The sequence below is a fragment of the Streptomyces sp. NPDC058637 genome, assembly GCF_042717325.1.
Taxonomy (GTDB): domain Bacteria; phylum Actinomycetota; class Actinomycetes; order Streptomycetales; family Streptomycetaceae; genus Streptomyces.
This window is the reverse complement of record NZ_JBHXRD010000002.1, coordinates 172876-196444: the sequence shown is the minus strand read 5'-3', so window position 1 is coordinate 196444 and position 23569 is coordinate 172876. Positions and strand designations below refer to the sequence as shown.

Sequence of the window (23569 nt, the reverse complement as noted above, 5' to 3'; positions counted from 1 at the left end):
ACGGTCCGGCCCGGCCCGCCCCGAGCTGGAGGCCCCGGACGCGAGAAGCGCGACCGGAACCGCATCTCCCCCATCCAGGCAATCCCCCGACAGGAGTACCCACACCCACAGGAGTGATTCGAACGCAGCGTCACGTCACACAAGGGCCATTCCGACGGGATCGCAGAGGGATACGACATCACGTTCGAGATCTCGCCCTCGCGGACCCGTGACGGGCACGCCGAACCCCCGTTATCCGAGCACCTGTCCGTCTCTTCGCATCACGGGAGCCGTCGTGCATCGCACCCCCTTCTTCACCGACCTTCATCCTGCGTTCGAAAGCAGCCCCCAGGATCCCGCCCGGGGAGACCGCGGCACCGAACGCCGCCCGGCACCCGGGGCCTCATCACGCCGGGGTCCGAGGTACCTGGCATGAGTGCGGCCACAGCGATGCCCGGCGACCTCGCACGCTGGGTCACGAGAACGGTGGGCCCGGTCTCCGAGGTACGGAGCGCCTCGCGGGAGCGGGCGGGCTCCCGCGTCTGGGAAGTCATCGTCCGCACGGATGTCCGATACTTCGTGAAGGTCGCCCCCGAACCGGCGTTCTACACGAGGGAGACATTCGCCTACCGGCACGTGGTGCCGGTGCTCGGAGGCGGACGGGCCGCGGCCCTGGTCGACAGCTCGCCCCGTCGACCGGCCATGGTCCTCACCGCCGTCGACGGGGTGCCCCTCGACCGGCGTTCGCTGTCACACGGTGTGCGCCGCGAGGCACACCGCCAGGCCGGGACGCTGCTGCGTGGCGCGTTCTTCGGCGGGTACGGACGCCGGCTGTCCGAGGCCGAACAGCACGCCCTGGTCTGCTTCGCGGCGGCGGATGCCGCCGGCTGCCTGGCCCGTGGGGCACGGAACGGGGGCCGGCCGGTGACCGAGCGGGGCCGGCGCACGGTGGACCGGCTGATGAAGGGGGCGTACGCGTGACGCGGGATCGCTGCCGGCCGAACGCCGACGCGGTACAGGTGTTGCTCCGCCGGGACGGGCGGGCATGGTGCGTACGAAAGGTGGCCGGAGCGCGCGGCGGGGGCGGACCAGCCGTGACGGGTGGGCATCGGGAGGACGGCGAGCCGCTCGACCGGGGCGCGCGTCGCGCACCGCGTGAGGAGACGGGGGCCGATGTCGAGGCGTGCCATCAGGAGTCGCACGCGCCGTCGCACTGCGGATCTCCGCGAGGCGGCGTGCGCGTCGGAGCGGTGTCGGTCGCGCCGGGCCGGCCGGGCGGGCCGTACGGCTCCGGGCCCGGCGAGCACGACGGCCTCTTCCGGGCACCGACGGAACGCCGTGAGGACGACTGCCACCCCCGCACCGTCGCGGTCTTCCGCGTGCTCACCGAAGGCCCGTCCTACCTGGCACCGAACTGGATGAACTCCGCCCGAGGAGGCAGCGAGTGAGGAAGTACCTACGACGGGTCCGGATGGTGGACCCGACGGTCTCCGAGGCGGAGCGGGAGCTCTTCGGCGGTCCTCTGCGCTACGACATGGGCTTCACCGAACATGAGCACGCCCCTCTGGAACTGACGATGCTCTCGGCGATCCGGGCGATGCCCCGACTGGTGGGCAGCACGCTGCGCCGGGCATGGGCGGCCGACCGTCCGGCGCTGCTCGTCGTCGGCGTCAGCGAGGTCGGTCAGGGCATCGCGGCGGCCGTGGGTCTGCTGGCCGTCAACTCCGTGATGCACGCCCTGCTCGGCGGTGGGGACCCGGTCGACCGGCTGCGTGCAGCACTGCCCGCGCTGATCGTGGGCGCGGTGGTCGCGGTGGTGAACGCGGGTCTGGCAGGTCTGTCCACCTCACGGGCGGGCCGGCTGGAGCCGCTGGTCGAGCGGATCGCGACGACGGAGTACCTGGCCGCGGCCACGGCGGTCGAGCTGGAGGCGATCGAGGAGCCGGAGTTCCGTCGTCTCATCGACGTGGCCCAGTTCGGGGCGGCGTCCGCACGCCGCATGATCAGTGCGTGTGTGGCCGCGCTGAACGGCACGATCTCCCTGATCGCGACGGCGGGCATCCTGACCGTCCTGCATCCGGCGCTCCTGCCGATGCTGCTGCTGATCGCGGCCCCGCGCGGCTGGGGGGCGATGCGGGTGGCGCAGCAGCGGTACGTGTCGGTGATGACGTGGGTCGAGCATGTGCGCGCCAGCCGTCTGATCAGCAATCTGCTGACGGAACGCACGGCGGCCCAGGAGGTACGGATCCACGGGGTCGGGGCGTTCCTGCTGGAGAAGTACCGCGGTATGGCGCAGAGCGCGGAGGCCGAGCAGAAGCGGCTCGCGAACGGCAAGGCACTGACCGAGCTGGTGGCCGCCGCACTGTCCGGACTGGCGATGGCGGGGACGTACGGGGTGATGCTCTGGCTGATCGTGTCCGGCCACATGAGTCTGGCCGTGGCCGGTACGGCGGTGATCGCCGTGCGGTCCGGATCGGCGAGTCTGGGCGCTCTGGTCATGAACGTCAACCAGCTGCACGAGGAGAGCCTCTATGTGCGCGACCACGACCGGTTCCTCGCCGAGGCCGGGCGCAGGGCGATCCCCGAGGGCGGGCGGCACCTGCCCGAGCGGGTGGGCCGGGTCCACCTCGACTGCGTCACCTACTCCTACCCGGAACGCGACGCTCCGGCGCTGGACGGCGTCTCGATGACCCTTCCGATGGGCTCGGTGACCGCCGTCGTGGGCGAGAACGGCTCGGGCAAGAGCACCCTGATGAAGGTCCTGGCCGGGCTGCTGCTGCCGCAGAGCGGCACGGTGCGCTGGGGCGACGCGGAGCTGTCCGCGCTGAACCGCTCACAGGTCTTCGACCGCGTGGCCCTGCTGACCCAGGACTTCCAGCGCTGGCCGGTGACCGCCGCCCTCAACATCCGCATCGGCCGCCCCGGCCGGCCCGCGGGGCACGAGGACCTACGGCCTTCCGTGGACTACGCCGGTGCGGGCCCGGTCATCGCGAAGCTCCCCCAGGGGCTGGGCAGTCTGCTGGCCCGCGTGTTCCGCGGGGCGTCCGAACTCTCCGGTGGTGAGTGGCAGAAGATCGGGCTGGCCCGCACCCACTGGCGTACGGAAACCGGTTCCGCGGACAGTGTCCTGATCGTCGACGAGCCCACGTCGGCCCTCGACCCGGAGGCCGAGATCGCCGCCTTCGACTCCATCCGCAGGCTCGCCGGCCCGCACCGGGCCGTCGTCCTCGTCACCCACCGCATGTCCGGTGTCCGGCACGCCGACACCATCTACGTCCTGAACCGGGGCCGCCTCACCGAACACGGCAGCCACGACGAACTCATGGCCGCACGGGGCCGCTACGCCACCATGTTCGCCACGCAGGCCGCCCAGTACGCGCCGGAGCACCGTGCCGCCGTACCGCACCCCAGCGCGCCCCCGGTCCAGGAGCGCTCATGACACCGCCCACCGGGGAGAACTACCGGCGCTCCTCATCCCGTTCCGTAGGGGAACCCGCACAGCCACGATGAGCGCGTAGAGCGTCACACGGCTGTCCGGACCACCCCGGTCACCAGCTCGTTCCGGCCGGGCGACCGGCGTACAGCGGCCCCGTCACGGAAGAATCCCGTGGCGGGGCCGCCTCTTGGCCGGAACCTGGTCGGAACGGTACCGGGGCGCCTCGTCCGGAGCCGGACCGCACGGGTCGCAAGGTGGCCGTCGTCCGCGTCGGCACCTGCGACCTCTCCGTGGCCCGCGAGGCGCTCGTCGAACCCATCGCCGTCCTCACACAGTGGGCGAGGTCCCACGGCGAAGCCGTCGTCAGCTTCCAGGAAGCGGCGAACGAGGGCCCCGGCCGCGCCCTGACCCCGGCGGGCGCTTCATCGCACGGTTGACGCCGACGCGCGGGCTGCGCGGGCGTACGCTTCGCTCAGTACGAATGGGGGCGGGACATATGACAGCCGAGGCAGCGCACAGGTGGGGGTCGACCCTCGACTCCGTGGTGGTGTACGAGCAGGGCGCGGTGTGCTGCCGTCTGGCCCGGGGCAGCGTCCCGCCGGACGGAAGGGTGCGGGTGACGGGGTTGCCCCGCAGCCTGGACCCTGGATCGCTGCGGGCCCGTGTGCTGGGTGCTCCCGGGGTGCGTGTCGGCGAGGCCCGGGTGGAGGTCGAGGCCGAGCCGTACGGTGCCGACGCACCCGACTCGTTGCGGCGCAGGGTCGAGCACCTGCGCGACGAGCAGGCGGCGACGCGGCGAAGCCGGGACCATCTGCTGGGCCTTGTCGGTGAGATCAGGGCTCTGCACCCGGTCCCGCCGGTCCGCAAGCGGGACGACCCGCACCGTCGCACCCCGGTCGACGCCTGGCTGGAGCTGGCCGGTTTCGTGGACGAGCGGCTGACGGGACTGCACACCCGTCTCGCCGACGTGGAGGACGCGCTGCGGCGTGTCGGGCACGAGCTGGACATCGCCGAGGACAGGCTCGCCCGCGCCTCCACCGACACACCGTCGGCGCACGTGGAGACCACGGTCTCGGCCTTCCTGTTCCTCGACGGCACCTCCGGCACCGGCGAGGCGGAGGCCCAGGTCGAGGTCGAGTTGGAATACGGGGTGCCGGGCGCCGTCTGGGTGCCGGCCTACCGTCTCGCCTACCGACAGGGGGACAGCAGCGGCCGCCTGGTGCTGCGTGCGTCGGTCGCCCAGCGCACCGGCGAGGACTGGACCGGCGTGTCCATCGCCCTGGCCACGGCCGACCTGCGGCGCGGCACCGACCTGCCGAAGCTGCGCTCGATCCGGATCGGGCGCCGCCAGGCCGCCGCCGTGCCCTCCGGCTGGCGCGAGCCCCCGGCCGGTCTCGCCGGTCTGTTCACCGGTTACGACGCGGCGGGGCCGCCCCCTCCCGTGACTGTCGCGCCCGGCGCCGTCGCGGGCGGACACGTCCCACCGCCCGCCCCGCAGGCCTACGGCGGGGCACCTCCTCCGCCGAGCCCGCAGGCCTTCGGCGGGGCTCCCCCACCGCCGATGTCGGTCGGCGTACCGGAGCTCGCCGTCGGCGGCAGCGGGATATCCGCACCCTCACAACCGGTCCGGGCGCGCAGGAGTGCCCCGCCTCCCCAGCCCCCTGCCTCCGGCTTCCCCGCGGCTCCCGGGGGAGCCGCGCCCGTGCCGCCTCCCCCGCCCGCACCGGCGGTGGGTCCACCGCAGCCGAGCGGTGCGGAACTCGACTACGCGGCCCTGGTGCTGTCCGGCCCCGACGAGCACGGCGGTCGCAGGGGCAGGCTTTTCCCCGGCACCCCCGTCGACCTGGTGGCGACCGAGTACCGGCGCCGCGCCGAAAGGGTGGCCGCGCTCCCGTTGCCCGGGCACGCCGTGCGGCCCCGCGAGTCGGCGGGCTCCTTCGACCACCGCTTCGACGCCGCGGCCCGCGCCGACATCCCGTCGGACGGCACCTGGCACACCGTCACCATCGGTGACATCTCCGTCGGTCTGCACACCGAGTACCTCTGCACGCCGTCCGTGGAGCAGACCGTGTACGCCACGTCGGTGCTCTCCAACGCCACCGGCCAGGCTCTGCTCGCCGGCCCGGTGGAGGTCACCGTGGACGACGACTTCCTCCTGACCGCCGCGCTGCCCACGCTGGCCCCCGGCGGCGTCTGCCGGGTCGGGCTCGGACCGGCCGAGGGCATCCAGGTCGCCCGCCGTACGAACGTGCACGAGTCCACCTCCGGTCTGCGCAACACGACCACCGTGCTCGACCACCGCGTCCACGTGGAGCTGGCCAACCGCCTGGCCAGGCCAGTCACCATCGAAGTCCACGAGCGGGTTCCCGTCACCTCCGAACCGGATGTCCGGATCGAGGAACGGGCCGACTGGACAGCCCCCGGGGACGGCCAGGGGCCCGATCGCCACGCCCCGGGCACCCGCGTCTGGCGGGTGGACCTGCCCGCCGGCGGCACCGCCGTGCTCGACGGCGGCTACGAGATCCGCATCCCGGCCGGCAAGGCCCTCGTCGGTGGCAACCGCAGGAGCTGACACACCCCATGACCACGACCCCGAAGCCGATCGCCCTCCCCGTCACCGCCGTGACCTGCCTGGAGGATCGCGCCCACGTCGAGCGTGCCGTCGTGCTCGACCTGGAGGCGGGAGTCCAGCGGCTGCGTCTCGGGCCGGTGAGTGCGCTGGCCGTCGACCGCACCCTCCATGCCGAACTGACGGCCGATCACCCGGCGTCCGTACTCGACGTGCGGCTGGTCCGCAGGTGGACGCCGCGCGGGCCGCTACCGAACCCTGATGAGGACTCCGCCCTTCGCCGGCACATACACGCGCTCGAAGGGGAACAGCTCACCCTCGCACAGCACCGTGACCGGCTGCAGGCCCGCCGGGACCTCCTCGGCCGTCTCGCCGCCGATCTGCTGCGGGAGATCGGTGAGGGCGCCGGGCAAGGGGAGGCCGACGGACCGCGGTGGGCCGGCGAGTTGGACCGGGTGGACGAGGAGCGCGACACGTGCGGCGAACAACTGCGCATCGCCGAAGCCAGGTTGGCGTCTCTCGCGGACGAACTCGGCGAGGCCGAACGGGCCGTGTACGCGTCCGAGGGGGACCCTGCCGAGCTCGTCGGCCATGTCGAGCTGACGGTGGAGTCGGCGGTGGCCGGACCGGTCGGGCTGCGGCTGAGCCATCTCATCCCGTGTGCGCTGTGGAGACCCGCCTACCGGGCCGTGCTCGACGGCGACTCCCTGACGCTGGAGACCGACGCGATGGTCTGGCAGCGCACCGGCGAGGACTGGTCGGACGTACGGCTGACGTTGTCGACGGCCCGCTCGGCGCTCGCGACCGACCCTCCGCGCCTGGACGAGGACCGGCTCACGCTCACGGACCGCTCCGTCGCGGAGCGCCGCACGGTCGACGTCGAGCTGCGCGAGGAGGAGATCGGGACTCTCGGGCCCGCCCCGGTGCTCGGTCTGCCGGGGGTGGACGACGGTGGCGAGGCACGGGTGTTGCGGGCCCCGGCGCCGGTCTCGGTGTCGAGTGACGGTTCCGCGCACCGTGTGCCGCTGTCCGCCTTCACCACGGCCGCGCGCAGTGAGTACGCCTGCTCGCCCGAGCTTTCCCCGCTGGTCACCCGGGTGGCGCGGTTCCACAACACGGCGGGCCACGCCCTGCTCGCCGGCCCTGTGGACCTGGTCCGAGGCAGCGGGTCCGGCGGTCGCGGCACGCTGGACTTCACCGCTCCCGGCGCCCCCGTCGATCTCGCCTTCGGCAGCTGCGACGACCACCGGGTGGTCCGGCACGCCGAGGAGTCGCGGGACACCACCGGAATCACCCAGCGGACCGTCATCACCCGCACGGTCCGACTGCACCTGTCCCGCTTCGGCGCCCCCGCCGAGCAGGGAGACCGCGTGGTCACGCTCCGGGAGCGGCTGCCTGTCTCCGAAGTCGCGGCGGTGGAGATACGCGTGCGTGAGGAATCCTGCTCCCCGGCGCCGGACGTGGTCGACGCCGAGGGCATCGCCCGCTGGGACGTGAGCCTCCCGCCCGGCGGCCGTCGCACGGTCACCCTGGTGTACGAGGTGTCGGCGAACGCGAAGGTGACCGGGCTCTGAGCCCCATGGCGTGACCGTGTCCCCTACGGCGTGACCGTGCTCCTACGCATGACCGCGCCCCCACGGCGTGACCACGTCCCGCACGGCATCGTGCGGGACGGCCATACGGCACCCCGGGCCCGCACCGTCACCTCGCGGGGGCAGGTTCCGGCCCCCGCGAGGTGGGGTCCCGCGCCACCCGGAGGTGGTTCCGCGCACCCATCCGCGCACCCCTCTCCCGCACCATGCGTCCGGAATCCGAGAAGCGCGACTCACTGGCCCTCGCCATGGCACGCACCTGCGAGCCGAAGCTGCTCATCGCGGACGAGCCCACCACCGCTTTGGACGTGTCCGTGCAGGCGGAGATGCTGGAGCTGATCGACGGCCTGGTCAGGGAGCGGGAGGGCGGAGAGGCGCACGACCGGATGGACCGGAAGTACCTGGGTGTCGAGCGGTTCGAGTGGACCATGCCGGAGGAGCAGCGGGTCGCGGTGATCGCGCGCCCGCTCAAGGTGCGGCACGTCGTCGGGGTGGAGCGCTTCCGTCCCGGTGGCCCCACCCCTGCCCCCTGACCCGGCCGCGCCGGGAGCGGGGGCGGCGGAGTGATCGCTGAGCAGGCCTGTTTGACCTTGACACGGTGGCAGGGCCTTCACTGCTTGCCGAGGAGGTGGTCTCGATGACGACCACGACAACACAGGACGAGGACAGGGAACGGGCGTTCCAGGCGCTGGGGGACGGCCGTGCGTCCGTGCGGCTGCGGGCTGCTCTGGCGGTCGGTACGACGCCTGACCCGCGGTACGTCGACAAGCTCGTCGAACGCTGCGCGTATGAGCGCGAGTTCTTCGTCCGCGACATGCTGACCTGGGCACTCACCCGCCACCCGGTGTCCGTGACACTCCCCCGGCTGCTCCGCGAGGTCCGTTCGGAGCGTGCGCAGGCCCGGAGCCAGGCCCTGCACACACTGTCCAAGATCGGCGACCGGCGGGCGTGGCCCGCGATCACACGGGCGCTGCTGTCCGACGCCGACGACGAGGTGGCGCGGAGCGCCTGGCGGACCGCGGTCGTGCTCGTACCGGAAGGCGAGGAGACCGGGCTGGCCACGGTGCTGGCGACGCAGCTCGGGCGGGGCGAGCGGGCGACGCAGACGAGTCTCAGCCGGGCGCTGATCGCGCTGGGTGACGTCATCGCGCCGGTCCTGCGTGCTGCGACCGCGGCCCCCGACCCGCGCGTGCGCGCGCACGCGCTCGCCACGGAGCGGCTGCTGCACGACCCGGACACCGGATTCGAGTTCGCGATCGATGAGGCCAGGCGCGTCGTCGCCCTCGGCGGGTCCGGCCGGATGGGACGATAGGGCGTGTTGATCGGTGAGGTGGCGCGACGGTCCGGGGTCAGTGCCCGCATGCTCAGGCACTACGAGTCGCTCGGCCTGGTGCGTCCTTCGGGCCGCACCGGTTCCGGCTACAGGGAGTACGCCGGGGAGGACATCCGGCGGATCTTCCATATCGAGAGCCTGCGGTCACTGGGGCTGTCGCTGCGCGAGATCGGGCGCGCGCTCGGGGATCCCGGTTTCACGCCTTCGGCTCTCGTCGGCGACCTCATCCGTCAGACGCGCGAACGCATCGCGGCGGAGACGGACCTGCTCACACGGCTGCGCCGGATCGACGCCGCGGATCCCGCCGGATGGGGGGACGTCCTGCAGGCCGTCGCGCTCCTCCAGGCTCTGGGGTCGAAAAGCGCCGACGCGCGCCAGCGCGCGGCCCTCTCCTCGGTCGACGAGGTTCCGGTACCGGTGGAGGCCCTGGTCGAGGCGGCACTGAGCGAGACGGTGCCCAACGTCGCAGGGGCCCTTCGGTGGGCGCTGGCGCGCTCGGGCGACGGCGGCCCTGCGCTGCTCGCGGAAGGCCTCGGCTCACCGGTGGCCGCGGTGCGGGAGCGTGCCGTGCAGTGCCTCGCGGAGATGCCGGGCCACGAGGCGGCCGCGCACCTGCGGGACGCTCTCACGAGCCCCGATGCCGTGGTCCGTGGGTACGCGGCTCTCGCACTCGGGACACAGGGTGTGGTCGAGGCGGTACCGACGCTCATCGACATGATCGTGGCCGGCAGGAACGACACCGACGCAGCCGACGCGCTGAGCGTGCTGGCGAGCAACGGGGCGACGGCGGACCGGATCGCGGCCGGGCTCGTCGACCGCCTGGTCCACGACACCGCCGGAGCGCCCGCACGCGGACGGCTGACCCAGGCACTGGCGGGCATCCCGGGGGCGGTGGCCTCACGTGCACTCGTCGAGCTGTCGCACGACGCGGATCCTGCTGTCGCGCTGACCTCGACGTACCTTCTTCGGCTACGGGGCACCTCGGTGACGGACGAGGTGTGAGGTACACCGGGGCGGCCGATAAGTCCTGGTGATCCGCGCCGAGTTCGGCTGCGGGCACTGGACGATCGGCTCGTTGGACCCCTACCGTGATGCCGGTCGGCGGCGCTGCGACACTGGCGGCCATGAGCAGATACACCGAGGTCATCGTGTTGGCGCGGGGCGCGGAAGAGGTGATGGAGCCTCTCACCCGACGCGACGGGAACCGCGAGTGGCACCAGTGCTTCACACGCGTGGACGACGGCGCGTTCGACGGATCCGCAATGCCGAGGGACGAGTGTTACACCTGGGTCATCCAGTTCATCCGCCACAACTGGACGGGGCTGATGGCCCATCTGGAATCTCTGCCGTGGCCCGACCCGTGGTCGGTACAGGTTCTGGTGCGCGACGAGGACGACGACTGCTTCGGGATGTGGATGCTCTACGACGGCCACCTGGAGGAGGTGCCGATCCCCCGGACCAGGCGGGAGCCCTTCTCGACCACCATCGTCGGGGTGCTCTCCCGCACGGACCGTCCCGGCCGCTGAGTCCGTACGACGGCGAGGTGTCCGCACGACCCTGACCGTGACAGTTCCTTGTCCCGGCCCGCCGGTTGACTATCCTTGAGACATGACTGCCCAGCTCCCGGAGCCCTCTCCGCGCCCTGTTCTCCCAGGCGATCTCCGCGCCTCCTACGACGACCGGGAAGCGGTAGTGGAGCAGCTGCGTGACGCGGCTGCCGAGGGGCGGCTGGACCTGGAGGAGTTGGACGCGCGCCTGGAGCAGGCGCTGTTGTCCAAGACCTATGCCGAGCTGGCCGTCCTCACCGCCGACCTGCCCAAGCCGCATTCCCCTGCGGACCAGCCCCCTCTCGTCCTCAAGGGCGGCATGCACGGCGCGTCCCGAGGACCGGGGCGCTGGGAGGTTCCCGGTCGCGTGGTGGCCCACGGAGGCATGGCGGGCGTGAAGATCGACTTCACCCGCACCGAGTGCCGCCTCCCCGAGGTCGCCGTGGAGGCGTACGGGGAGATGGCGGGTGTCACGATCGTCATCCCCGACACCTGGGCCGCGGACACCAACGGTATGGATCCCGGTATCGGTGGCCTGACGGACAAGACGACTCCCGACCGGCTCCCCGGAAATCCGCTGATCCGGCTCACCGGGTCCGGAGGCATGGCGGGAGTCGTCATCCGCCACCCCAATCGCTGGGAGCGGCGCAAGCTGCGCACCAACCCGGCGCTCCGGTGAAACGTCGCGCCGAGAGCGGACCAGGGGTGCGAGTCACGCCGACCGGCACACTCTTCTCTCCCGTCACGCCGTTCACCTCGGTCATGGGGGCGTGAGGCCGTCCGAGACCGCTCGAGAGGCGGAACCCCTGAGAGATCGCCCGGTCCTCACCCGGTCAGCCGTCGGGCCGAACCGGTGCCCTGAGGTCCGGCGGAACGTGTGGTGAGGTCCTCGTCCGTGATGGTGCGGACAACCCGGCAAGGGGTGCCGACCGCGACGGTCATCGGGGGGACGCTTCGGCTGACGACGCTGCCGGCGCCGATGACCGACCCGTATCCGATACGGACGCCGGGCAGGACCACCGCGTTGCTGCCGATCCACACCTTGTCCTCGATCACGATGGGTTCCGAGAACCGCCCGAAGTCAGCGCGTCGCGAGGGATGCACCGGATGTCCCGTCGTGGTCAGTGTGACGCTGGGGGCGATCATGACATCGTCGCCTATGCGGATGTCCACGTCGTCGACGAACGTCAGGTTCACGTTCCCGAAGAAGTCGTCGCCGATGTGGACGTTGCTGCCGAACGCGGCGTGGAACGGCGGCAGCAGCACCGTGCGTTCGCCGACCGAACCGAAGATCGCGGCGAGCAGCGACCGGCGCTTCTCCGTCTCGCTCGGCGGTGTCCGGTTGTACGCGAAGACCTCGTCCGCACGACGCCGGGAGGCCAGAAAGGCCGCCTCCGACTCGGTGTAGACGAGCCCTTCGGCGATTCGGGCCAGGACGTCTTCCTCGTGCCCACCCGTCATCGTGGGACACCCCCTCGTCGAAATCCCCCGGGCGCGGGCCCGAGGCGCGCCCGGTCGGCCGTGCGCGCCCCGGAGCCTATGTCCGAGGCAGGCAACCCGTACCGCCGAGGCGCTTACGGTAATCCTGACAGTCCGTCACTTACGCCAGAACAGGTGGTGCGTCACCCCGCTCGGGCTGGGAACGACGTCCAGGTGGAACCGGTCGAGCAGTTCGTCGGGCGACTCCCAGAGTTTCACTCCGGACCCGAGCCTCATCGGCGAGACCGCGATGTGCAGGGTGTCGACGAGGTCGGCGTCGAGGAACTCCCGGATGGTGGTGGCCCCGCCACCGAGCCGCACGTCCTTGCCCTGTGCCGCCTCCCGGGCCTGTTCGAGCACTGCGGCCGGGTCGCCGTCGACGAAGTGGAAGGTGGTGTCGGAAAGCGTGAACGAAGGACGCTTGTGGTGGGTCAGGACGAATACCGGGGTACGGAAGGGCGGCTCGTCGCCCCACCAGCCCTGCCACTCAAGGTCGTGCCAGGGGCCGCGCTGGGGCCCGAACTTGTTGCGGCCCATGATCTCGGCACCGATGTTCCGGGGGTAGTCCCGCGTGAGGTAGTCGTCCAGGCCCCGGCTGCCCCCGGGGTCGGTGCGCATGGGCCAGCTCGCCGTGGCACCGGCCCAGGAGAACAGCCTCCCGGGGTCGACATGTCCGAACGGCCGCTCCAGGGTCTGGTCCTCACCGGCACCGATCCCGTCGCTCGAGACGTTGAAGTTCTGGACTCTCAGCAGCTGAGCCACGTGTTCCTCCTGTGATGGCGCGATATCGGTGGTGAGACCATCCTGGCCGCGAAAACTCATCGCCGCGTCGGGAACCGGCCGGAAATCGGCACACCCTACGACGGCCGAGGACGGATGTCGCCTCCTGGACGACCCGACCTGACCGACAGGTGCGGTGAGCCATAGAGTTCAGGGCATGTCAGCCCTCTCCGACTTCGCCACCGCGCTGCCCGCGCCGGATCAACTGCGCGAACGGCTGCGCGCCCTCACTGTCCTCGAGGCGTGCTTCGGCTTCAGGTGGCCCCGATACAGCTTCACGCCGAGCGACGACAGTGGGTTCGAGCACTTCCGGTTCGAGAACGGCGGCGGTGACGACTACCACGTGTTCTTCGGCCGGTCGCTGGTCTTCCTCCGTGCCTTCGACCACGAGTCGCCGCTGAGTCCCTACGCCCAGGACGCCGTCTGGCCGGGCCTGCTCGACGGGCTCCCCGAGTCCCTCGAGCCGTTGATCCGTCTCGCGGACGACGAGGACTACCCCTGCGTCACCCTGGCGCTCTGGCACGACGGCACCGCATGGCGCCACGGCGATCCACAACCCGACGACGGCAAGGAGGCCGAGCTGACCAACTGGATGCTCGGGGCGCTGCTGGACGGCCCTGCCGACATCGCCTCCGGCCTGAGCCACTACTACTCGCGCCCGGTGGACACCGAGGCGGTGGAAGCGGTCCTGCGCAGGGAGCCCGTCGACCGCGCACTCGCCGAACGTGTGGCCCCGGGGTCACTGTCCGATGGGGAGCGCGTCGCGGAACTCGCCCGTACGTTGGACTCCTGACGGGGTTTCGGCGCGACCCGGAGCTCGTAGCTGTCCTTTCACCGAGGATGCGAACGCGCACACATCGCCCCGGAAGCGGCCGACGGCCACACCCCCGGCGGAGGCATGGCCGTCGATCATGCGGTGACGGACTACCGAGGTGCCGGTGCGGTGGATCCCCTGGGGGTGAGTGAAGGGGTGGGCACCTGGAGTGCTCCGGTGTGCTTGCCCTCGATCAGGGAGAAGAGGGCTCGGGCGACCTCCGCGCCGAAGTGGTGTACGTCGTGACTCATCGCCGACAGGGTGGGGTGGGTGATCCGGCACAGCTGGGAGTCGTCCCATGCGAGCAGGGAGATGTCGTCCGGGACGACGAACCCCATCTCCGCCGCCACCCCGGCGCCCGCGACCGCCATGATGTCGTTGTCGTAGATGATGGCGGTGGGACGGTCCGCGGACAGCAGCAAGGACCGGGTCGCGCGTGCGCCTTCGCGTTCGTCGAAGCCGGTCGCTATCTGCCGCCCTTCCTCCAGCCCCAGCTCAAGCACCGTGGCGGCGAAGGCCTCGGTTCTGATGCCGCTGTGCCCGAAACGGGCCGGCCCGCCCACCCGTGCGAGGCGCCGGTGGCCCAGCGCCGCCAGATAGCGGACCGCCTCGGCGGTGGCCGTGGCGTCGTCGGTCCATACGGCGGGGAAGGATCCGGTCAGCGACGGGTGGCCGACGGCGACCGCCGGCAGGCCGATGGACCCCAGCGCCGGGACCCGCGGGTCCTCCTCCTGGAAGTCGACCAGGACGGCCCCGGCGATCGTCTGGCTGCGCCACCAGTTCTTGTACAGGTCGATCTCTTCGTCGACGTCGCGCACCAGCCTCAGGAGCAGGGAGCACGACCGCTCGGCCAGGACACTCTCGATCCCGGAGATGAAGTCCATGTAGAACGGCTCCAGGCCCAGCAGCCGGGCGGGCCGGCACAGGGCCAGACCGATGATGTCGACCCGTTGGCTGGAGAGACTGCGTGCTGTCTGGTTCGGCGCCCAGCCCAGGTCCCGGGCCGCTTCGAAGATGCGCTCCCGCGTCGCTCCGGAGACTCCGGGCTTGTGGTTGAACGCCAGGGAGACGGCCCCCTTCGACACGCCCGCCCGGGCAGCGACGTCCTTGATGGTGATGCGTGCCGGACTGTTCACTTCGTATCCGCGCAGAACAAGGCCGCCCGGACGTCGTCCACGGTCGCCGTGCCGCAGCCGTCGACCCGGATCCGGACCTGTTCGCCGGGCAGCAGTGTCGTGAGGCCCTGGTCGGCGGCGGCGTGCGGACCGAGCCGGTCGGCCTGGAGGAGGAGGTCTCTGACGAGAGTGTGTGCGTTCACCACGACGTCGACCTTACCGTCGTTGCCCGCGACGGGTTCCAGCACGATGTCGAAGTGCGGCCGCACGCAGGCGAAGTCCTTGTCGGGGACGGGGAAGAACAGTGCGCGCAGGCCGTCGGCGTCGCCGACGAGGAACTCCTTGGCCGTGGACCCGGCCGGCACCAGCAGGTCGGGGACCGGAAGCCGCACGACGGAGCGCGGGCCGCTGTCACCTCGATCGCCTCCCGGCCGACCGTCCTGCCGTCGCCCTCGAGACACCGCAGGGTCACCGAGGTCCGCCACCGGGTCGCGGACCGGCTGACGACGGCGAGGACCGGGCCCTCGTCGCCGGGCTGGATGGTCAAGCAGCCGGTCCGCGTAGACGCGGCGCGGCTCGCGGTCCGGCCCAGGTCGGACAGGCCATCGCCACCCTCGAGTCCCGGCGGATACTCCGCAGGCTCCGCCGCTCGACGACCCTGATCGCCACACTCGTCCAAGCCGTCCTCATCCTCCATCCGGCCGGATCGATCCGAGGATGCAAAAGGCTCAGCTCTCCGCATTGCACGGCTGCGCAATATCGCACGTGCTGCGGAATGGAGGCGAATTGCCGGTCCCCGCCGTTCACGACGACTTGAAGCGCGGGCGGGAGGAGGGAATCGGACCCTTACGAACCCGATGAAGGAATCACGCACGGCATGGGATCGCACACCTCCATCGGCAACTGCACAAAGGCTGGGGCGGAAGCCGCGATCAGACAACAGCTGGTACCGAACCGGTTGAGTTCAGCTGCGGTTCATGACCCGCTGGGGGCGCGGCGTGTCCGCCCGGCGTCGACGGTGGCCCGGAAGGCCTCTCCGTCGCCCTCCACGCTCACCTGCTCCCCTGCCGGCGTGTAGGCCGAGCCGCCCGGGTCGAGGGTGAGTGAGCCGTGCGGGCCGGTCAGACGGATTCGTCCCCGCGTGCAGACGATGATCTGCGGAGCCGTCGCGTCCAGGACCGCGGCCGAGCCGGCCGACGGACGGATCCTGGAGAGGCGGAAGTCGTCGACCGGAGCCGGATAGACGTCCTCTCCCCCGCGTGCGGTGGGCCGCAGGATCCGTACGGGGGTGGGGGTGAACCGGACCACGCGCATCAGCTCCTCGGTGTCCACGTGCTTGGAGGTCAGGCCGCACCTAAGGACGTTGTCCGAGGCAGCCATGATCTCGACCCCGAGCCCCCGAAGGTAGGCGTGCGGAACACCCGCCCCCAGGAACAGTCCCTCCCCCGGGGCCAGCCGGAAGTACCGCAGCATCATCGCCGCCAGCAGCCCTCGATCGCCCGGATGCGCCCGGGCGACGGCGTCGTAGGCCTCGAACGTGGGCTGGTACGGTCCCGTGCCCCGGGCCTCACGCGCTGTCGCCGCGGCGACGGCGTCGACCAGGGCGGGCGGGGCGGCGAGGAAGGCGGCGAAGACCGCACGCAGGGCGGACTCCTCACCCTCCACGCGCAGGGCCGCCGTGTGGGGAGCGAGTTCGGGCAGGCCGAGCGCGTCGAGCAGGTCGGCGCATCCCGCCGGGGACCGGAAGCCGCAGAGCCCTTCGAAGTCGCCGATGGCGACGATCATCTCGGGCTTGTGGTTGCCGTCCCGGTAGTTGCGGTGCGGGGCATCGAGGGGGATGCCCCGGGAGTTCTCGATCCTGTGGCCGGTGGCCGCCTGGGCCAGGTCGGGGTGCACCTGGACGGAGAGCGGCGATTCGGCGGCCAGCAGCTTGAGGAGGAAGGGCAGCCTGGGCCCGAACCTGCGCAGCGTCGCCTCCCCCAGCTCGGCCGTCGGCCCTGATCCGATCAGTGCGCCCAGCGACAGAAGGCCGCCGGGACGCCGGACACGGGACGGCGCCGCAGGGTGCGCCCCCATCCACAGCTCCGCCTGCGGCGTGCCGTCGGGGTCGCTTCCCATCAGGCCGGGCAGGGCGGTGGTCGAGCCCCAGGCGTAAGGGCGTATCTCGTTGACGAGCTGGTCCACGGGTGGTTCCTTCCGGGGGCCGCCCCGACGGGGACGGCGGACGACGGTGTCAGGGGGTCAGGGCGGATGCCGGCCGCAGTCGGACGCCCCCTCGGGACGAGGCGGTGGCAGCCGCTCCGATGAGCCCCGCGTCCAACGCGAGACCGGCGGGCACGATGGAGATGCCACGGGTGAAGTCGAGTACGGCGTAGTCGTTCACGCACCGCCGCAGCGGGCCGAAGAGGACGTCCCCCGCCTGCGCCACACCGCCGCCGATGACCACGCGTTCGAGCTCGACGAGGGCGGCGGTCGCGGCTATCGCCGCAGCCAGCGCCTGGGCCGCCCGCCCGTAGGCCGCGAGCGCGCGTTCGTCACCGGCACGGGCCGCGTCGGCCACCGCTGCCGCGTTCGGCGGCGTGCCGGGGGGAGCCGTCCAGCCGAGCGCCCGGGCATGGGCGGCGATCGCGGTTCCGCTGGCGAGACTCTCGACGCATCCCGGCGCTCCGCAGGCGCACCGCGGGCCGTTCAGGTCGACGGTGATGTGTCCTATGTGTCCGGCATTGCCCGTCCGGCCCGCATGCACCTTCCCGTCAAGTACCAACCCGCCCCCGACCCCCGTCGAGACGACCATGCAGAGCGCGTTGTCCACTCCGCGCGCGGCACCGAGCCAGTGCTCGGCAGCCGTCATGGCAACAGCGTCGCCGACGAGCACCGGAAGGATCCCGAGTGGCAACCGCGGGTGCGTCCGTACGAGATCGACGAGGGGAAAACCGCGCCACCCGGGAATGTTGACCGGACTCACCGTGCCCGCGGCCGTGTCGACCGGCCCCGCGCTGGCGACACCCAGGCAGGACAGCTCCTGCCAGGCAGGGTGCGCCGCCAGGTCGTCCAGGACCGCCGTCACCGCCGCGGCGAGTTCACCCGCCGGCCTCCTGGCCGGCGTCGCACGCTGAGCCCGCGCGACGAGACGGCCGCCCTCGTCGACGAGCGCCCCCGCGATCTTGGTGCCGCCAATGTCGAGTGCTCCGTACACCATCACGTTCCGCCTTTCATGGACGGAGCGCCCGATCGCTCCGGACCGCTACTGTGCCCTGATCTGACAACGTTGTCTAGGCGCCACGGTTCAGTACAGTATTGGTTTAGTAAAATCCCTCTCCTCCCTGCCTCGGCCCTCACTCGGACCAACCCGCGCGAAAGCCGTCTCTTTCCCGAATTTCGGCGCGCCCCCGGAAGGCGGTGAACGCTCCAGGAAAGAGAGAGGAGCCATGCAGGGCGGCAGATGCACAAGACACCCGTCTGTACGGCAATGGAAACACCCGTGACACATCTATTGACATGGCGAGAACATCGGGTGCCTCATATGGGTGCGACATCCGGCCAACAGGGCGTGACACCACGGGACTTCTCCCCGCATCACGGCGGGGCCCGCTGGGCGTCTCCGCCACGTGGGCGCGGATCCGCGCCGACAACACCGGTCATCCAGCCGCTCACGCGGGGCTGCCCTCACCCCCCGGCAGGCCGATGACAACGTTGTCCGGCACCTCGGCGCGCTTCCTGGCCGTCGAGGCCGTACCAGCCGCTCTTCGCTCGGGTTCCGGCCCGGGCTGTCCGCATCCCCACTTGAGGAGAGACATGGAAATGCCACCGAGAAGCACTCGGTACACGGCCGTGACCCTTGCGATCGCCGGTCTGGTCGGTGTCCTGCTGTCCGTCTTCGGCCCCACCACCGACGCGGAGGCCGCCACTGGTCTCCGGGTCAGCAACGGGCGTGTGTACGAGGCGAACGGGAACGAGTTCGTGATGCGTGGCGTGAACCATGCCCACGCCTGGTACCCCGGCGAGACCGGCTCGATCGCCGACATCGCGGCGAAGGGCGCCAACACCGTCCGTATCGTCCTCGGCAGCGGCGACCGCTGGACGAGGACGAGCGCCTCCGAGGTCTCCTCCCTCATCGCCCAGTGCAAGGCCGGCAAGCTGATCTGTGTACTGGAGGTGCACGACACGACCGGCTACGGCGAGGACAGCGCCGCGTCCTCCCTGGACAAGGCGGCCGACTACTGGATCGGCATCAAGAGCGCCCTGGAGGGCCAGGAGAACTACGTCGTCGTCAACATCGGCAACGAGCCGTTCGGCAACACCGGCTACACCGCCTGGACGGACGCCACCAAGAACGCCATCAGCAAGATCCGCGGCGCCGGCATCCACCACGCCCTGATGGTGGATGCCCCCAACTGGGGCCAGGACTGGTCCAACACCATGAGGACCAACGCCGCGTCCGTCTTCAACTCCGACCCCGACCGGAACACGATCTTCTCGATCCACATGTACGGGGTCTACGACACCGCCGCCGAGGTACAGGACTACCTGAACTACTTCGTCAACAACCGACTTCCCATCGTCGTAGGCGAGTTCGGCGACCAGCACAGCGACGGCAACCCGAACGAGGATGCCATCATGGCGACGGCCCAGTCCCTGAAGGTGGGGTACATGGGCTGGTCCTGGAGCGGTAACGGCAGCGGGGTCGAGTACCTCGACATGGTCAACGGTTTCGACGCGAACTCGCTGACCAGCTGGGGTACGCGCTTCCTCACCGGCAGCAACGGCATCTCCGCCACCTCGAAGCCGGCCACCGTATACGGCGGTAGCGGGGGCGGCGACACCGGCACCGCGCCGAACGGCTACCCGTACTGCGCGAGCAGTTCTTCCGACCCCGACGGCGACGGCTGGGGCTGGGAGAACAGCCGCTCCTGCGTGGTCCGCGGCAGCTCCGCTGACGCCTGACCCGCACTCCGGCCCTTCGCGGTAGAAGCACTGTGATCAAGATGCCTTCCCGCCCCGCACTGTGGGCGGGAAGGCACCGCGGCGCTCCCGCGGTCTCCTTCCGACCGGTCGCACGCCATCGGGACCGGGCGCGGCCCACCCATCCACACAACCGGGCGGGTCCGTGCCGCCGTCAGGCTTCCGGATCTACGCGATCGACGGTGTCGAGTTCGATCTGAAGGCACTCCTGAGTGGCGGCCGGGCGCTCCTGCTCGTCCCCGTCTTCCTCGTCCTCTTCCGGCCACAGGCCGACACCCGGGAACCCTCATCGCCGACCCCGGCACCACACCGTCCGGCGCCCCGCAAGGGCGCCGCGTCCTCGTCGGGACACCGCCATGACCTCAACGACCGCACCCCCACCCGTCACAGCGGGCCGGATCGGCCCGCAGACGATTCCCCTGCCGACCGGACCGGAGGCCGCCCCGCACGCCCGCCGTGCAGCGGTCGCCTTCCTCCGCCGGATCCGGCCCTCGCTCGCCCCGGAACGCAGTGACGACGTCCTGCTGATCGTGTCCGAACTGGTCACCAACGCGGTCCGGCACGCGCCCGGCCCGAGCACCCTGACCCTGACCACCGCTGCGGGCGACCTGGACATCGCGGTGACGGACTGCTCACGCGTCCCGCCGGCCCCACGGGTCCCGGATCTGACGGATGGCACCGGCGGCATGGGCCTGCACATCGCGGAGGATCTGGGAGCCCGCGTCTTCACCGAACCGCTCCCGCACGGAAAGTGTGTGCACGCGGCCTTCGACGGCACCGGATGCCCTCAGGACCGGCTGGGCACGGCGTCCGGCGGATGAACACGGCGTCCGGCACGCGCGGACCGCCTCTGTTCCGGGACGGCTGATGGCGGCGAGGTCGGCAAGGACCTCTCCCGGCGTGCCCCCCGGGCGTCGCGGGCCGCCCGCAACGCTTCGGCACACACGAGGACCGGGAGGCGTCACATGGACGCCTCCCGGTCGAAGTCGAGGGCGAGGAGAGCGAAAGGACTTGGTTTCATGTGGAGTGAATGAGAAGGAAGCCCTTTCATGGCCTCGCCGTGGACAACGCTAGCACTCAGCCCGGGATCACGTCGCGCAGATTTCCGAGGGTGATGATCCGGGAGTCCGGGTGCAGTCCCTCGGGGCGTTCGAGGCCGATGTACGTCACGGGCCCGTCCGGGACCCGCTCGCGGTCCCACCGGTCCATGACCGTGGTGTCGTCGGACATCAGGTCGATCAGGTACCCCACCGTCAGTTGCTCGCGTTCGACGACGGCGCGCACCACCTTGGACACCGATATCTGGTTCTGCTCGACCTGGTTGGCCGACGATACGCCCTTCAGGTACAGGTGCAGCCACTTCGCGTGCCACCGGCCGCCGGGTCCGCGCCGGAACACCAGTGGCAGGGCCACCCGGCCCACCCCGCGCAGCTCCGACTTCATCCGCACCGTGCGGGGCTCGAACGGCCGGCCTTTCTGCTCGCCGTCGCGCAGCATGAAGCCGAAGAACGACTCCTCGGCCTCCTCGAAGCCCTCGCCGGTGTAGATGTTGACCTGAGGCACGACGAACGTGCCGCGCACCCGGTCCAGAGTCAGGTCGATGAACTCCGAGGCACCCTCGGGTGCCTCGGTGACATCGCCCGAGTGCTGACCGCCGACGGCCGTGAGAGACGTGTAGGAGAGCCAGGAGTCGGTGCTGTAGTCGGCATGGAGCAGCAGCGTCGACAGGTCGTAGTCGGTCCGCCGGCCGGTCTCCTTCCAGTACACGAAGAAGCGCAGGTTTTCGCCGTCGACCGCCGAGACCGACCCTCGCGGCAGGACGCCGAGCCCGGTCGCGGTCGCCCGGCCGCTCAGCGGAAGCGCCACGTCGAGGACGTCCGGGTCGACGAGCAGCCGGCCGGGCGCCGGGAGTCGCCGGCGTATCTCGGCGTCGAGGGCGGCGATCAGCCGGTCGCGGTCGGCCGCGGGTATCGACAGCCGGAAGTCGTGGGCCACCCAGGCGCGGCCCCGGCGGTTGACGAAGATCCGGGGGCGGTCGCTCTCCCGCTCCCGGTTGTGGAAATGCTCGCGCACCGACAGCACGACCCTGCCGGAGACGTCGGGAGCGACCTGTACGGCGGCGTCGACCACCATGTCCCGCTCCTCCTGGTTCGCGGCTGTGCGCAGCAGGAGGTCCAGGGTGCGGAAGAGTCTGCCGGGCGCGGACTCCAGCAGCCGCACCGCACCGGGGACGTCGAACGCGTCGAGCCGCGTCTCGACGCGACTGCCGAAGGAGCGCGCCTCCTTCTCGCCCCGTGCCACGGCGAACACATCGGCGGCGTGTGGCCAGCGCGGGTACTCGTGCGGGTGAATACGCTCACCGAGCCGCTTGAACGGCTCACGGTGTGCGTGCACATCGGCCAGTTTGGCGGGGTTCGCCGCGACCAACGCGTCCAGGCCCGCGAGCAGCGCACGACGGACCCGCCGCGGCAGGGACCGGAACCGGGTCGGCTCCCGCAGCGTCACGTCACCGCCCGACAGTGCGCAGGCCAGCCGCAGCACATCGGTGACGGTGTCCAGCAGGAGGTCCGCACCCGCGGCGATGCGGGCCTCGTTGACGACCGCCCGGTTCTCCCGGACCGGGATCGTCTCCGGCTGGGGGCCGAGCGCGCACCGCTCGGCGAGGCTCCTCAGGTCGCGCAGGTGGTCCTCACCAAGTGGCGTCGTGCTGCCGGCCAAGGACCGGTACAGGTCCGCGAGTTCGTCGGCGAGTTCCCGCCCGAGGTGCAGGACTGTCACCCGGTCGCCCGCCGAGGCGATCAGCTCGTCCTGTGCCGCGAGCATCTCCTCGTAGGTGTGCTGGTACCTGCCGTACGTAGGGAGGCTGAGCAGGTCCAGCACCCCGTTCCGCAGTTGCGTCAGCACGTTTCCGCGCGATTTCCCGTCGCCGAGCGCCTTCGCCACGCACCGCGTCCAGAACTCTTCGGTGTCCGGCATGTTCGCCGGGAAGTCGATGAAGTACGTGTTGTGCCGGACGTGGTCGCCCACCATCTCGCTCACGGTGTGCAGGGTCCGCCTGGCGGTGTGCCGGACCGCGTCCTCGGACAGCTCCGACAGCCGGTCCAGCAGCTCCGCCGAGAGCTTGAAGCCCACCGATGTCAGCGCCACGTCGAACTGCCGCGCGGCGACGGCTCCTTCCCCGGCGGATCCGACGGGGGAGGGAATTCGGTGGGTGTGCCGGATGACCAGCGATTCGGGACTGTGCGCCATGCGGGGATGATCGCAGAGGTGCACGAGCCGACGCACAGGAGTTTCCCTGAAGGGGTTCGTGACGGAGTTCGTGAAGGCGTGCCGCGAATGGGTGGGCGTGACTGCTCGGCACGTGTCCTCAGTGGCTTCCGGGGTGCGCCGTCGACGCGTTCAATCGTACGAACGGCGTTGGCCGCTTCTGCCGGGCGGGAGCCGGGACGGGACCAGGATCGTGTGTGCGTGCTCGGCCGAGCACGGACACGTGCTCACTTCAGAAGACCACCCTCAGAGCCCGGATCCCCGACGGCCCGCACTCCGTCGCCAAGCGGAACGAGCAGCATCTGACCCTCCAGGACGCCAAGGCCCCCGCGGTGGTCCTGCCGCCCACCGGTCAGCCCGGTGAGCAGGAATGGCACGTCGAGACGCGGTCCAACGGCAACGTGACCATCAAGAACCTGCGCCACGAGACGTACCTCAGCTACGACGGGCTCCCCGAGGCCAACAAGATGCTCCGCGGCTCCTCCCAGGCCACCGAGTGGCGGCTCCAGCAGGCGGCCGAGCCGTTCGCGTTCCACATCGTCGTGCCGGGCGGCCCGGTCGACGGAACCGAGCTGACGGCAGACCTCGGCCTCCTGCGGATCTTCCCGCCGATGACGGCACTGCGTCCGATGGAGACCGAGGACGTCCGGCAGGCGTGGCGCTTCGGGTTCCACGAGTGGTTCGCCCGCCACGGCC

Annotated in this window: 21 protein-coding genes; 14 read left to right on the top strand and 7 right to left on the bottom strand. The window is 71.2% G+C overall.

Annotated elements, in window-relative coordinates:
- Positions 1–411 precede the first annotated feature (411 nt).
- The 11 genes from ACFWVP_RS02970 (at position 412) to ACFWVP_RS02920 (ending at position 11135) form a co-directional block, all read left to right on the top strand.
- Entirely contained in the window at positions 412–960 is a 549-nt protein-coding gene (locus ACFWVP_RS02970) for a hypothetical protein (protein WP_384493163.1), read from the top strand.
- Positions 961–1073: 113 nt separating this feature from the next.
- The gene (locus ACFWVP_RS02965; RefSeq protein ID WP_384493162.1) at positions 1074–1427 is read left to right on the top strand and encodes an NUDIX hydrolase; all 354 of its coding nucleotides are present in this window, start codon (positions 1074–1076) and stop codon (positions 1425–1427) included.
- Between the two features lie 23 nt (positions 1428–1450).
- On the top strand, positions 1451–3418 hold the full coding sequence (locus ACFWVP_RS02960) for an ABC transporter ATP-binding protein (RefSeq protein WP_384493301.1): 1968 nt from the start codon (positions 1451–1453) through the stop codon (positions 3416–3418).
- A 251-nt stretch (positions 3419–3669) separates the two neighbouring features.
- A complete protein-coding gene (locus tag ACFWVP_RS02955) occupies positions 3670–3852 on the top strand; it encodes a hypothetical protein (RefSeq protein WP_384493161.1) in 183 nt (60 codons plus the stop codon).
- Positions 3853–3911: 59 nt separating this feature from the next.
- Positions 3912–5987: a DUF4139 domain-containing protein gene (locus tag ACFWVP_RS02950; protein WP_384493160.1), complete on the top strand. Its 2076-nt coding sequence runs from the start codon at positions 3912–3914 to the stop codon at positions 5985–5987.
- An 8-nt stretch (positions 5988–5995) separates the two neighbouring features.
- On the top strand, positions 5996–7558 hold the full coding sequence (locus ACFWVP_RS02945) for a mucoidy inhibitor MuiA family protein (protein WP_384493159.1): 1563 nt from the start codon (positions 5996–5998) through the stop codon (positions 7556–7558).
- Positions 7559–7782: 224 nt separating this feature from the next.
- On the top strand, positions 7783–8109 hold the full coding sequence (locus tag ACFWVP_RS02940; protein ID WP_384493158.1) for a hypothetical protein: 327 nt from the start codon (positions 7783–7785) through the stop codon (positions 8107–8109).
- A gap of 104 nt (positions 8110–8213) precedes the next feature.
- Positions 8214–8888 (top strand): HEAT repeat domain-containing protein, encoded by a 675-nt coding sequence (locus ACFWVP_RS02935; RefSeq protein WP_384493157.1) that lies wholly within the window; start codon positions 8214–8216, stop codon positions 8886–8888.
- Positions 8889–8891: 3 nt separating this feature from the next.
- The gene (locus ACFWVP_RS02930; protein WP_384493156.1) at positions 8892–9911 is read left to right on the top strand and encodes a MerR family transcriptional regulator; all 1020 of its coding nucleotides are present in this window, start codon (positions 8892–8894) and stop codon (positions 9909–9911) included.
- A 122-nt stretch (positions 9912–10033) separates the two neighbouring features.
- Positions 10034–10435 carry a hypothetical protein gene (locus ACFWVP_RS02925; RefSeq protein WP_384493155.1) on the top strand — a complete coding sequence of 134 codons (402 nt, stop codon included), beginning with the start codon at positions 10034–10036 and terminating at the stop codon, positions 10433–10435.
- Between the two features lie 82 nt (positions 10436–10517).
- The gene (locus tag ACFWVP_RS02920) at positions 10518–11135 is read left to right on the top strand and encodes a DUF1707 domain-containing protein (protein ID WP_384493154.1); all 618 of its coding nucleotides are present in this window, start codon (positions 10518–10520) and stop codon (positions 11133–11135) included.
- A 146-nt stretch (positions 11136–11281) separates the two neighbouring features.
- Here the strand turns inward: ACFWVP_RS02920 and ACFWVP_RS02915 are convergent, their stop codons facing one another.
- On the bottom strand, positions 11282–11917 hold the full coding sequence (locus ACFWVP_RS02915) for a sugar O-acetyltransferase (RefSeq protein WP_384493153.1): 636 nt from the start codon (positions 11915–11917) through the stop codon (positions 11282–11284).
- Positions 11918–12052: 135 nt separating this feature from the next.
- On the bottom strand, positions 12053–12697 hold the full coding sequence (locus tag ACFWVP_RS02910; protein ID WP_384493152.1) for a dihydrofolate reductase family protein: 645 nt from the start codon (positions 12695–12697) through the stop codon (positions 12053–12055).
- A gap of 175 nt (positions 12698–12872) precedes the next feature.
- Between ACFWVP_RS02910 and ACFWVP_RS02905 the strand changes: the two genes are divergently transcribed.
- A complete protein-coding gene (locus ACFWVP_RS02905; protein WP_384493151.1) occupies positions 12873–13508 on the top strand; it encodes a hypothetical protein in 636 nt (211 codons plus the stop codon).
- Between the two features lie 131 nt (positions 13509–13639).
- On the opposite strand, the gene ACFWVP_RS02900 is transcribed toward ACFWVP_RS02905, so the two are convergent.
- The 4 genes from ACFWVP_RS02900 to ACFWVP_RS02885 all read right to left on the bottom strand — a co-directional run bounded on the left by ACFWVP_RS02900 (position 13640) and on the right by ACFWVP_RS02885 (position 17843).
- On the bottom strand, positions 13640–14665 hold the full coding sequence (locus tag ACFWVP_RS02900; RefSeq protein WP_384493150.1) for a LacI family DNA-binding transcriptional regulator: 1026 nt from the start codon (positions 14663–14665) through the stop codon (positions 13640–13642).
- On the bottom strand, positions 14662–15036 hold the full coding sequence (locus tag ACFWVP_RS02895) for a hypothetical protein (RefSeq protein ID WP_384493149.1): 375 nt from the start codon (positions 15034–15036) through the stop codon (positions 14662–14664). Before ACFWVP_RS02895 ends, ACFWVP_RS02900 begins: the two co-directional genes overlap by 4 nt.
- A 583-nt stretch (positions 15037–15619) precedes the next feature.
- On the bottom strand, positions 15620–16828 hold the full coding sequence (gene manA, locus ACFWVP_RS02890; protein ID WP_384493148.1) for a mannose-6-phosphate isomerase, class I: 1209 nt from the start codon (positions 16826–16828) through the stop codon (positions 15620–15622).
- Positions 16829–16877: 49 nt separating this feature from the next.
- Positions 16878–17843 (bottom strand): ROK family protein, encoded by a 966-nt coding sequence (locus ACFWVP_RS02885; RefSeq protein WP_384493147.1) that lies wholly within the window; start codon positions 17841–17843, stop codon positions 16878–16880.
- A gap of 632 nt (positions 17844–18475) precedes the next feature.
- Between ACFWVP_RS02885 and ACFWVP_RS02880 the strand changes: the two genes are divergently transcribed.
- The gene (locus ACFWVP_RS02880; RefSeq protein WP_384493146.1) at positions 18476–19588 is read left to right on the top strand and encodes a cellulase family glycosylhydrolase; all 1113 of its coding nucleotides are present in this window, start codon (positions 18476–18478) and stop codon (positions 19586–19588) included.
- A 374-nt stretch (positions 19589–19962) separates the two neighbouring features.
- Positions 19963–20427 (top strand): ATP-binding protein, encoded by a 465-nt coding sequence (locus tag ACFWVP_RS02875; RefSeq protein WP_384493145.1) that lies wholly within the window; start codon positions 19963–19965, stop codon positions 20425–20427.
- Positions 20428–20683: 256 nt separating this feature from the next.
- Here the strand turns inward: ACFWVP_RS02875 and ACFWVP_RS02870 are convergent, their stop codons facing one another.
- Complete coding sequence (locus ACFWVP_RS02870; RefSeq protein WP_384493144.1) at positions 20684–22855, bottom strand: hypothetical protein; 2172 nt, start codon at positions 22853–22855, stop codon at positions 20684–20686.
- Positions 22856–23569: the final 714 nt, after the last annotated feature.